Origin of the sequence: Bradyrhizobium sp., assembly GCF_030646015.1 — a bacterium.
In the GTDB taxonomy this organism is placed as follows: domain Bacteria; phylum Pseudomonadota; class Alphaproteobacteria; order Rhizobiales; family Xanthobacteraceae; genus Bradyrhizobium.
This window is the reverse complement of record NZ_JAUSLT010000159.1, coordinates 21,628-32,028: the sequence shown is the minus strand read 5'-3', so window position 1 is coordinate 32,028 and position 10,401 is coordinate 21,628. Positions and strand designations below refer to the sequence as shown.

Annotated in this window: 11 protein-coding genes; 6 read left to right on the top strand and 5 right to left on the bottom strand. The window is 64.3% G+C overall.

Annotated features, from left to right (window positions below; all coding sequences use genetic code 11):
- From Q7T45_RS23840 to Q7T45_RS23815, 6 genes are all read left to right on the top strand, one after another.
- Positions 1–316: 4-hydroxythreonine-4-phosphate dehydrogenase PdxA (locus Q7T45_RS23840; protein WP_304874121.1), on the top strand; the 316-nt coding region annotated here is incomplete at its 5' end.
- Positions 313–1,173 carry a 16S rRNA (adenine(1518)-N(6)/adenine(1519)-N(6))-dimethyltransferase RsmA gene (gene rsmA, locus Q7T45_RS23835; protein WP_304874119.1) on the top strand — a complete coding sequence of 287 codons (861 nt, stop codon included), beginning with the start codon at positions 313–315 and terminating at the stop codon, positions 1,171–1,173. The genes Q7T45_RS23840 and rsmA, both read left to right, overlap by 4 nt.
- 29 nt (positions 1,174–1,202) lie before the next feature.
- The gene (locus Q7T45_RS23830) at positions 1,203–2,261 is read left to right on the top strand and encodes an alcohol dehydrogenase (RefSeq protein WP_304874116.1); all 1,059 of its coding nucleotides are present in this window, start codon (positions 1,203–1,205) and stop codon (positions 2,259–2,261) included.
- A gap of 80 nt (positions 2,262–2,341) precedes the next feature.
- The gene (locus tag Q7T45_RS23825) at positions 2,342–3,682 is read left to right on the top strand and encodes a caspase family protein (protein WP_304874114.1); all 1,341 of its coding nucleotides are present in this window, start codon (positions 2,342–2,344) and stop codon (positions 3,680–3,682) included.
- A gap of 21 nt (positions 3,683–3,703) precedes the next feature.
- Positions 3,704–4,234: a hypothetical protein gene (locus Q7T45_RS23820; RefSeq protein WP_370691347.1), complete on the top strand. Its 531-nt coding sequence runs from the start codon at positions 3,704–3,706 to the stop codon at positions 4,232–4,234.
- A gap of 171 nt (positions 4,235–4,405) precedes the next feature.
- Positions 4,406–5,371, top strand: a complete 966-nt coding sequence (locus Q7T45_RS23815; RefSeq protein WP_304874112.1) for a hypothetical protein — start codon at positions 4,406–4,408, stop codon at positions 5,369–5,371.
- Positions 5,372–5,381: 10 nt separating this feature from the next.
- On the opposite strand, the gene gmk is transcribed toward Q7T45_RS23815, so the two are convergent.
- The 5 genes from gmk to Q7T45_RS23790 all read right to left on the bottom strand — a co-directional run bounded on the left by gmk (position 5,382) and on the right by Q7T45_RS23790 (position 10,131).
- Complete coding sequence (gmk, locus tag Q7T45_RS23810; protein ID WP_304874110.1) at positions 5,382–6,041, bottom strand: guanylate kinase; 660 nt, start codon at positions 6,039–6,041, stop codon at positions 5,382–5,384.
- Between the two features lie 2 nt (positions 6,042–6,043).
- Positions 6,044–6,931 (bottom strand): YicC/YloC family endoribonuclease, encoded by an 888-nt coding sequence (locus Q7T45_RS23805; RefSeq protein ID WP_304874108.1) that lies wholly within the window; start codon positions 6,929–6,931, stop codon positions 6,044–6,046.
- Positions 6,932–7,036: 105 nt separating this feature from the next.
- Positions 7,037–8,332 carry an endolytic transglycosylase MltG gene (gene mltG, locus Q7T45_RS23800; RefSeq protein WP_304874107.1) on the bottom strand — a complete coding sequence of 432 codons (1,296 nt, stop codon included), beginning with the start codon at positions 8,330–8,332 and terminating at the stop codon, positions 7,037–7,039.
- A gap of 197 nt (positions 8,333–8,529) precedes the next feature.
- The gene (fabF, locus tag Q7T45_RS23795) at positions 8,530–9,795 is read right to left on the bottom strand and encodes a beta-ketoacyl-ACP synthase II (RefSeq protein ID WP_304745269.1); all 1,266 of its coding nucleotides are present in this window, start codon (positions 9,793–9,795) and stop codon (positions 8,530–8,532) included.
- Between the two features lie 96 nt (positions 9,796–9,891).
- A complete protein-coding gene (locus Q7T45_RS23790; protein WP_006020277.1) occupies positions 9,892–10,131 on the bottom strand; it encodes an acyl carrier protein in 240 nt (79 codons plus the stop codon).
- Positions 10,132–10,401: the final 270 nt, after the last annotated feature.

Genomic DNA, 10,401 nt, shown 5'->3' with positions numbered 1-10,401 from the left:
GGCGCCTGCGATCGAAATCCTGCGCAATGAAGGCGTCGATGTCCGCGGCCCCTTGACGGCCGATACCATGTTCCACGCCGCCGCGCGCAATTGCTATGACTGCGCCATCTGCATGTATCACGATCAGGCACTGATCCCGATCAAGACGCTTGCCTTCGAGGACGCGGTCAACGTCACGCTGGGACTGCCGTTCATCCGCACCTCGCCGGACCATGGCACGGCGTTCGACATTGCCGGCAGCGGCCGCGCCAATCCGTCGAGCCTGATCGCGGCGCTGCGGCTGGCCGCCCGCATGGCGGCGGCGCGGCCGGCATGAGCGGCATCGACGACCTGCCGCCGCTCCGCGACGTCATTCGTCAGCATGACCTCTCGGCCCGCAAATCGCTCGGACAGAATTTCCTGCTCGACCTCAACCTCACCGCGCGGATCGCGCGCGCGGCGGGCCCGCTGGAAGACGCGACGGTCGTCGAGATCGGCCCCGGCCCCGGCGGGCTGACGCGCGCGCTGCTGGCGCTGGGCGCGCGGCGCGTCATCGCGGTGGAGCGCGACGAGCGCGCGCTGGCGCCGCTCGAAGAGATTTCCAGGCGCTATCCGGGACGGCTGGAGATCATCTGCGCCGATGCGCAGACGTTCGATCCACGGCCATTGCTCGGTGGCGAGAGAGCGAAAATCGTCGCCAACCTGCCCTACAACATCGCGACCCCGCTCCTGATCGACTGGCTGTCGGTCGAGCCGTGGCCGCCCTGGTACGACATGATGGTGCTGATGTTCCAGCGCGAGGTGGCCGAGCGCATCGTCGCGCGCGAGAACGACGAGGCCTATGGACGGCTCGCGGTGCTCGCGAACTGGCGCGCCGAGACCAGGATCCTGTTCGACATTTCACCGGCGGCATTCGTGCCGCAGCCCAAGGTGACCTCATCGGTGGTGCGGCTGGTGCCGCGCCAGTCGCCGGAAGCGTGCGACCGCCGGGCGCTCGAGCAGGTGGCGGCGGCGGCATTCGGCCAGCGGCGAAAAATGCTGCGGCAAAGCCTCAAATCCCTAGGTGTCGATCCGGCCATTCTGGCCGCCGCAGCCGGGGTCGATCTGACCCGGCGCGCCGAAACCGTCGCGGTCTCCGGCTTTGTTGCCATGGCCCGCGAATTGATAAATATACGCCCGACAAAACCGTCCTGAGCAAAACCGTTCCAAGGGAGAGAAACGCCATGGCGCTGATGAAACGCCAGTCATTGGTCAAATTCGATGCGCCGCTATGCGAAACCATCGTCGATACGCCGAAGCCGCAGGGCAAAGAAGTGCTGGTCCGCATCGAGCGCTGCGGGCTGTGCCATTCCGATCTGCATATCCAGGACGGTTATGCCGACCTCGGCGGCGGCAAGAAGCTCGACACCACGCGCGGCATGACGCTGCCGTTCACGCTGGGACACGAGATCGCCGGCGTGGTCGAGGAAACAGGTGCCGATGTCTCGAAGGACCTGATCGGAAAAAAGGTAGCCGTCTTCCCCTGGATCGGCTGTGGCCAGTGCCGCGACTGTCTCAATGGCGATGAAAATCTCTGCGCCAACCAGCGCTTTCTCGGCGTTTCCATCGACGGCGGTTTCGCCAGCCACGTGCTGGTGCCCGACGCCAAATATCTGCTGGATTACGATCCGCTGCCGGTCAATCAGGCCGCGACCCTGATGTGCTCCGGCGTCACCGCCTATGGCGCGCTGAAGCGGCTGGTCGACCGCCCCAGGCAACGCAATTTGCTGCTGATCGGCCTCGGCGGCGTCGGCATGATGGGGTTGTCGTTCGCGCAGGCGATGTTCAAGCAACCGATTTCGGTGGCGGACCTGAGTACTGCTGCGCGCGAAACCGCGCTGAAGAACGGTGCCGCGGTCGCCTACGATCCTTCCGAGGCCGACATCGCCAAACGCATCCTCAAGGAAACCGAGGGCGGTTTTGACGCGGTGGTGGATTTCGCCGGCAACGAAAAATCGATGGCCTTTGCGGTTGCCGCGGTGGCACGCGGCGGCAAGATCGTGGTCTCCGGATTGATGGGCGGCAATTTCAGCCTGCCGATGGTGCAGTGGATCTACAAGCGCATGACCATCGAGGGCTTCATGGTCGGAACGCTGGCCGAGGCTCAGGAATTGATGGCGCTGGCCCGTGCCGGCAAGATCAAGCCCACGCCGATGAAGGAAGAGCCGATGGGCGAGGTCCAGAAATGGATCGACGAGTTGCGGGCCGGCAAGGTCGTCGGGCGCATCGTGCTGAAGAATTGATGCGGTCTTGCCGGGCAGCGCTTCTCGCGGTGCCCGGCGGGTGCTAGTCTGCTCCTATTATATTTGGGGATGCATCGGGGATGCGCCGGCCGGCCAATTGCGGACGTCTGGGACTTGCGGCGCTGAGTGCGCTGCTGCTGGCGATTGTTGCCGGCCCCGCCGCGGCAGAGAAACGCATCGCGCTGGTGGTCGGCAATTCCGCTTACCAGAACATCACGCGGCTCGATAATCCCAAGAACGACGCAACGCTGATGGCCGACACGCTGTCGGGCCTTGGCTTCGCGCTGATCGGTGGCCGCGCCCAGCTCGACCTCGACAAGCCATCGCTCGATACCGCCGTGCAGAACTTTGGCCGGCAAATCCAGGGCGCCGACGTGGCGCTGTTCTACTATGCCGGTCACGGCGTGCAGGTCAGCGGCTCGAATTTTCTGGTGCCGGTCGGCGCCAACCCGACCCGTGAGGCCGACGTCGACTTCCAGATGGTGGACGTCAATCTCGTGCTGCGCCAGATGCAGGGTTCCGGCACGCGGCTCAACATGGTGATCCTCGATGCCTGCCGTAACAATCCGTTCGGCGCCCGCGGATTGCGCGCGTCCGATGGCGGTCTCGCCCAAATGCGGGCGCCGGAGGGCACCCTGATCTCCTACGCGACCCAGCCCGGCAGCGTGGCCCAGGACGGCAGCGACGGCCACAGCCCCTATACCAAGGCGCTGGCGGCGACCATTCGGCTGGCCGGGCTCGACATCTTCCAGACCTTCAACCAGGTCGGCCTCGCCGTGAAGCGGGCGACGGGCGGATCGCAACAGCCCTGGGTGTCGTCGTCGCCGATCGACGGCACCTTCTATTTCGTGGCACCGGCCTCGCCGCAGGCGGCCGTGGCGCCGCCCCGGCTGTCCGATACACTGCGCCCGGATCCAGACCGGATCCCGATCAAGGATGCCGCGCTGCTGCGGGAACTGAGCGACCGGCTCTATGAACGCAACTTCGATCCGGAGCCGCTCGACAGCAAGAACGGCATGAAGCTCGCGATCGCCAGGTTTCAGGAAAAGAGCAGCATGACGCCAACAGGCGAAGCCACCGAGGGCATGCTGACGCGGTTGCGAAAAATGGAAGACCTGAAGCCGTGGGGGTCGATCGTCTATGGTCCCGACAGCGACAAATGGGGCATCTCCTGGAATCACGCATCGCGACGGGCCGCTGTCGATGATGCGCGCTCGAACTGCGGTACAAGCAAATGTCCGGTTGAGTTGAGTTTTTACGGAACGCGGTGCGGAGCCTTCGCGATTTCAGGAAAATCATGGTCGCTGGTGGCGCGGGATACCGTCCAGCGGGCCAGGGACGCGGCGCTTGACGAGTGCGGCAAGACTGGCAAGTCTTGCCGGATTATCGGGGCGGCGTGTGCGGACGGCTCCGGCCGCTGAATACACTCTGATTCATTGGAAATGATGCTGATGCCAAACCCCCTTCGACGCCCGACCAGGATTGCCCTTCTCTGCGCCCTCGCCGTCGCGATCGGCCCCGCCACCGCGCTCGCGCAATCCGGCAGCGCCGGTGGCAGCATCGGCAACGACGAAAAGTCGGTGTCCGGTTCACGGCAGGCGCCGCGGTCGGTCGAGACTGAAAAGCCGGTGCGGCGAAGCAAGCCCGAAGCCGGCGAACCGCGCCGCGCCGCACGAAAAAGTGGTGGTGGTGCTGGCAGCGCTGGCGGTGGCGGCAATTTCGACGGAGCGTGGGTGGCCCATTCCGTGGGTACGACCTGCGGCGCCGCGACCGAGAGATTTATCATCAGCAGCGGCAGGCTTTCGGGAGAACTCAGTTCCGGCCAGGTCAGTCCAAATGGCTCGACGACGTCGGGCGGGTCCGCCTCCGGCGTGAGCTGGAACAGCTCGGGCCGCTTCTCGGGCCGCAGCGGCTCCGGGACGTTCAGGCGATCCGACGGTTGTACCGGACGATGGACGGCGTCGAAACAGTAGCCAGACTCGATCAATTTAGCCCGCGCCGAGGCTGAATATCCGAGCCTAAATTAAGCCCTATCCCCTCCGGAATTGCGGCTCATTGCGACCCAAGTCTTTGCCGACATAGGTGGCGTGAAGCGTCGCGTATCATCCCCGGAGATGAAAATGTCCAGTCGAACCGCAAAATTCGTGTCCGCCATTTTCACCACCCTGCTCGCTTGTGCGCCGCTCATCACCGCATCGCATGGCGCGCCGGCCGAGGCCGAAAAATGTCTCTCCGGACCGAAAGGCGCGCCGCCCGCGGGCGGTCATTGGTATTATCGCGTCGACCGCTCCACCAAGCGCGCCTGCTGGTACATCGGCGACGCCAAGGAAAAAATCACGGAAAAAAAAGCGGAAAAAATCGCGCGGGCCGCGCCGGAAACTTCGCCGCCGGCGGCCAATTCCGCTTCGCCGCCGGGCAGCGCCAATACGCCGTCTTCGATCGCCAACGCGCGCGCCGAACTGCCGTTGCCGCAATCGCGCGTCGAGCAGGAAACCAGCGTTTTCACTGCGCCGCGCCCGCTGGCCACGGTCGCCGGTGCGATCAACCCGGACAACGACCCGCGTGCAAACGCAGACAATGCCAGCGCCCAGAGATCGATCGTCGCTTCGCGTTGGGGGGAACTGGCGGGCAGCAGCACACAGGCCAGCCCCGAACCGCCCAATTCCGCGCCGGCAAATCCCGGGGCTGCGCCCACGGCTTCCAGGGCCGCGCCAACGCCTTCCACGGCCGCGCCAGCGAAGGCCGCGTCACCGGCCGCCGCGCTCCCACTTGCCGCAGCGGACGCATTGTCGACCGAAAAACCAGCCGGCTCGGTCCAGATGCTTCTCATCGCCATCCTTGGCGCACTGGCGCTTGCGGGCCTGCTGGCGAGCGCGATTTTCAGGCTCAGCCGGCGACGGAGCAACATTCGCGTCGACCGGCGCGTGAACTGGGATTCGGTGCGGACCGACCGGCCGTCGCTATCGGATGAGGCGCGCGCCGCCCGATCGATTCAGGAACCCGGCCTGCTGCCACAGGGTAGCCTTCCCCGCGAGCCGCGCGCGGCTGACGATGCAGAGGAAGGAATCGCGCAAATGCTCTCGCGGCTGCCGCGAAGGGCCGCGACCTGACCGCCCGAAGCTATTTTTCGAGTTGCTGCTGCAAAGCGCGTACGAACTGGGTCAGGCCGACTCGCCGCGCCCGCTTGAGCCGCTCGGCCTTGAGGATCGACTGCACCTCCGCGAAGGCTTCATTCACCTCGTGATTGATGACGATGTAATCATACTCGGCCCAGTGGCTGAGTTCATGACTGGCACGGTCCATACGGCCGCGGATGACCTCGGCCGAATCCTGCGCACGGGTCTGGAGCCGCTTCTCGAGGTCCGAGGCCGAGGGCGGCAGGATGAACACGCTGACGACGTCCGCACCGGCACCGTCCCGCAATTGCTGGGTGCCCTGCCAGTCGATGTCGAACAGCACATCGCGTCCTGACGCCAACGCGGCTTCGACCGGCGCGCGCGGCGTGCCGTAGCGATTGTCGAACACGGTGGCCCATTCGAGCAATTCGTTCTGTTCTACCATCCGTTCGAATCCCGGCCTGTCGACGAACAGATAATCGCGGCCTTCGACTTCGCCGGGCCGCATCGGCCGGGTGGTGGCCGAAACCGACATTTGCAGCCCGGATACTTTTTCGAGCAGCATGCGCGACAATGTGGTCTTGCCGGCGCCCGACGGCGACGACAGCACGAACATCAGTCCGCGCCGCTCGACGCCGTCGAAGCTGTGGCCGCCAGCCGTCATGATCACTCCAGGTTCTGAACCTGTTCGCGGAATTGCTCGACCACGTTCTTCATCTCGAGGCCGGTATTGGTCAATTCGAGATCGTTCGACTTGGAGCAGCAGGTATTGACCTCGCGGTTGAATTCCTGCGCCAGAAAATCGAGCCGTCGTCCGACCGGTCCGCCCTTGCCGATCATCTCGCGGGCCTGCGAGATATGCGAGGCGATGCGGTCGAGTTCCTCGCGAATATCGGCCTTGGCTGCGATCATGATCGCTTCCTGATTGAGCCGGTCGGGATCGAAGCGGTCGGAAGTATCGAGCAACGCCGCGATCTGCTCGGCGAGCCGGGCCTTGATCGCCTCGGGCTTGCGGCCGGGCGCGGCCTCGGCCTTTTTGGCCAGGCGCTCGATCTCATCCATCCGCTGCGACAGGATCTGTCCGAGCGTCACGCCCTCACGGCACCGCATCTCGACAAGGTCGGTCAGCGCCTGCTCGAACGCGACGGCGGCAGCGGCCTTCGCGGCCTTGTCCTCGACTTCGTTGCTTTCGGGCTCGACCACCTCGATGACGCCCTTGATCGACAACAGCCCGTCGATGCTCGGCGCCACCGCATCGATCTTGCCGGCGAGCACGCCCGCCACCTTGACGATCGACGCCAGCACGTCCTCATTGATACGGATGGTCGAGACCGCGTTGGCACGCTTGACGTTCAAATTGGCGTAGACGGTGCCGCGCGACAGCGCCTCGCCGGCGCGCTTCTTGGCCAGCGCCTCGAGTTCGTCCCAGCCGGGCGGCAACCGCATGCGCAGGTCGAACCCCTTGGCGTTGACCGACTTCAATTCCCATTCGAACGCGTAGGGGCCGCTGGCGCCGTGGCTACGGGCAAAGCCGGTCATGCTCGACAACGCCATCGCTTGAATTTCTCCGGGAGTGCACGTGCGGGATTCGCAAGCCTGAGCTGCGACACTAAAACGTTTTCGGCCAAAGTGGAATTCGGTTCCGGCGCGGAAACGGCGCTAGCGCTGAACCACCGGGGGCGTCGTCGTCGATTGCGCCGCGCCCTGCCGGGCCGGAGCGGCCGGCGTGGTCGCCGGGGCGGCCGGCGGAGCGGCGCGCACTGGCTTCTTCGGCGCGACCGGCCTGGTCGTCGTGGCGGTGGGATTGGTATCGGCCGGGGCGCCGGCTGCGGCCGGCTGGGCCTCCTCGGCGGCCGGTTCGACCGTGTCGTTCTGGATCTGCTTTTCCAGCGCGCGCAGCTTGACGACGTTCTTCTGATGCTGGTCGTAGGTTTCGGTAAAGGTGTGGCCGCCGGTGCCGTCAGCGACGAAGAACAGATCGCGCGTGCGCGCCGGATTGGCCGCGGCCTCCAGCGAGGCGCGCCCGGGATTGGCGATCGGTCCGGGCGGGAGGCCCTCGACCACGTAGGTGTTGTAGGGTGACGGCTGCTGGATTTCAGAGCGCTTGATCGGCCGGCCCAGCGTTCCCTTGCCGCCGACCAGTCCGTAGATGATGGTCGGATCGGACTGCAGCTTCATTTTCTGCCGCAACCGGTTGACGAACACCGCAGCGACGCGGCTGCGTTCGTCCGCCTTGCCGGTTTCCTTCTCGATGATCGAAGCCAGCGTCACCAGTTGCTCCGGCGACTTGACCGGAATCTCCGGATTGCGGCGCTCCCAGATTTCCGCCAGTACGCGTTTCTGGGCCTGTTGCATGCGCTGGACCACCTGGTCGCGCGGGGTGCCGCGCGGAAATTTATAGGTCTCCGGCAGCAAGGTGCCTTCGCGCGGTATTTCCCGGACGGTGCCGGCAAAGATATCATTGTCGCTCAGGCGGGCGAGGATCTGTTCCGAGGTCAGCCCTTCCGGAATCGTCACGGCGTGCTGCACGACCTTGCCTTCGACGATGGTGCCGATGACGTCGCGCAGGCTGGCGTTCTTCTGGAACGAATATTCGCCTGGCTTCAGTTCCGAGCTTGCCTTCAGCGCGAACACGCCGCCGATAAAGGCCCAGGGACTGACGTCGATCACGCCTTCGCGCTGCAGCACATCGGCGATGTCCCGTTTTCCGGCCCGCGCCGGAATGTTGACGATCTTGTCTTCCTTCAGCGGACCCGGCGCCTCGATCAACTGCTTGCCATAGACGTAGGCGGCGGCGCCGCCGATCATCACCACCAGCACGACGGTGATGATGGCGTTGCCGACAATGACGAACGGATTGCGGGCGCGATCGGACCGCTTCGGCGGCGGCGGAACCTGCTCGGGCTCCAGCGCGGCGCGCGGGCTACGTGGCGAAATGGGCGGCCTCTCACTCATCGATGCAACCTGAATCCTGTCGGTTTGATCGTGGCCTGGCAAATCACTGCCATGCCAAGGATATACGCCCAAGAATTTTATAGTTTATCTTATAGTTTAGAGCGCGACCGGACGCAAAACCGGCGTCCAGTCTTGCTGATCGCGCCCTGGAGTTATGGCCGAATGCGGCGAAACGGTGGAGTTGTTCTAATCACTGGCTAATTGGTCACCCGCTGCACGATCACGGATGCGTTGGTGCCCCCGAAACCGAACGAATTCGACAGTGCCACATTGATCTCCCGCTTGCGCGGGGTTTGCGGCACGAGGTCGATCGCCGTTTCCACCGACGGGTTGTCCAGATTGATGGTCGGCGGGGCGACGTTATCGCGAATCGCCAGGATGCTGAAAATGGTCTCGATCGCGCCGGCGGCTCCGAGCAGATGTCCGGTCGACGATTTGGTCGACGACATCGACACCGTTGAAGCGGCGTTGCCCAACAACCGCTCCACCGCGCCAAGTTCGATTTCGTCGCCGACCTGCGTCGAGGTGCCGTGCGCATTGATGTAGTCGATGTCGGAAGCGCTGATTCCGGCGCGCTTCATCGCAGCACTCATGCTGCGGAATGCGCCATCGCCGTCGGGCGACGGAGAGGTGATGTGATAGGCGTCACCGGACAGCCCGTAGCCGATCACCTCGGCATAGATTCGGGCGCCGCGGTTTTTCGCGTGTTCGTATTCCTCGAGCACCACGATGCCGGCGCCCTCTCCCATCACGAAGCCGTCGCGGTCCTTGTCGTAGGGACGCGATGCTTTTTCCGGGGTCTCGTTGAAGCCGGTCGACAGCGCGCGCGAGGCGCAAAATCCCGCCATCGACAGCCGGCAAATCGGCGATTCCGTACCGCCCGCCACCATCACGTCGGCGTCGCCGAGCACGATCAGCCGGCTGGCATCGCCGATCGCATGCGCGCCGGTCGAACACGCCGTGACCACCGAATGGTTGGGGCCCTTGAGGCCGTGCTCGATCGACACATAGCCTGAAGCCAGATTGATCAGGCGGCCGGGAATGAAGAACGGGGATACCTTGCGCGGGCCGCGCTCCTTCAGCAGCAACGCGGTGTCGGCAATGCCCGACAGGCCGCCGATCCCGGAGCCGATCATGGTGCCGGTGGCGCAGCGTTCCTCTTCGGTGGAGGGATGCCAATTGGCATCATCGAGCGCCTGACGCGCCGCGCACATGGCGAAGACGATGAAGTCGTCGACCTTGCGCTGATCCTTCGGCTCCATCCACTGGTCGGGATTGAAGGTGCCGCCGCTGCCGTCGCCGCGTGGAATCACGCAGGCGATCCGGCTGGTCAGATCGGACACGTCGAACGTGTCGATCTTCCTGGCACCGCTCTCGCTGTTGAGGATGCGCTTCCAGGTCGGCTCGACGCCACAGCCGAGGGGCGTAACCATGCCGAGGCCCGTGACGACAACCCGCCTCATATCCAGCACTCCAGCCCAGTGTTCACGGCCAACAACAAGAAACCGGTGGACCGCTCGACCACGGCCCGTCCGGCTTCGTCGGCACCGCGCGGGGCGTCAGCTCTTCGCGTTTTTTTCAAGAAATTTTGTGGCGTCGCCGACAGTCAAAATCGTCTCAGCGGCGTCGTCGGGAATCTCGCAACCGAATTCCTCTTCGAACGCCATCACCAGCTCGACCGTATCGAGACTGTCCGCGCCGAGGTCGTCAATGAAGCTCGCGGCATCGACCACTTTTTCGGGTTCAACACCAAGGTGTTCGACCACAATCTTCTTAACTCGCTCGCCAATCTCACTCATCGTTCAACCTCGTGCTTGTTCCATTAGACCCGTCGTCCCCAAGACGCTACGGACCATCGTGGTCGTTAAACTTCCTTCGCAATCGCGCATCGTCTTGATTTGCCCCGTCATGTCAGACGAAGGCCCGGCGAACGACGGCAGGCTCCGCCCCGCCAATATACAGGGATTCAAATTCCTGCAATGGCGTTCTTTGCCCATCCGTTAGTGGTTCGGTTATCATACTTCCCAAGCCTTGACTACAAAGCCTTGACTATCCGCCTCGATGACAGC

Bases quoted from the DNA above. Each gene is read 5' to 3' on its own strand.
- rsmA (WP_304874119.1), top strand. From the start codon at position 313: ATGAGCGGCATCGACGACCTGCCGCCGCTCCGCGACGTCATTCGTCAG.
- Q7T45_RS23830 (WP_304874116.1), top strand. From the start codon at position 1,203: ATGGCGCTGATGAAACGCCAGTCATTGGTCAAATTCGATGCGCCGCTA.
- Q7T45_RS23825 (WP_304874114.1), top strand. From the start codon at position 2,342: ATGCGCCGGCCGGCCAATTGCGGACGTCTGGGACTTGCGGCGCTGAGT.
- Q7T45_RS23820 (WP_370691347.1), top strand. From the start codon at position 3,704: ATGATGCTGATGCCAAACCCCCTTCGACGCCCGACCAGGATTGCCCTT.
- gmk (WP_304874110.1), bottom strand. From the start codon at position 6,041: ATGACGGCTGGCGGCCACAGCTTCGACGGCGTCGAGCGGCGCGGACTG.
- Q7T45_RS23805 (WP_304874108.1), bottom strand. From the start codon at position 6,931: ATGGCGTTGTCGAGCATGACCGGCTTTGCCCGTAGCCACGGCGCCAGC.
- mltG (WP_304874107.1), bottom strand. From the start codon at position 8,332: ATGAGTGAGAGGCCGCCCATTTCGCCACGTAGCCCGCGCGCCGCGCTG.
- fabF (WP_304745269.1), bottom strand. From the start codon at position 9,795: ATGAGGCGGGTTGTCGTCACGGGCCTCGGCATGGTTACGCCCCTCGGC.
- Q7T45_RS23790 (WP_006020277.1), bottom strand. From the start codon at position 10,131: ATGAGTGAGATTGGCGAGCGAGTTAAGAAGATTGTGGTCGAACACCTT.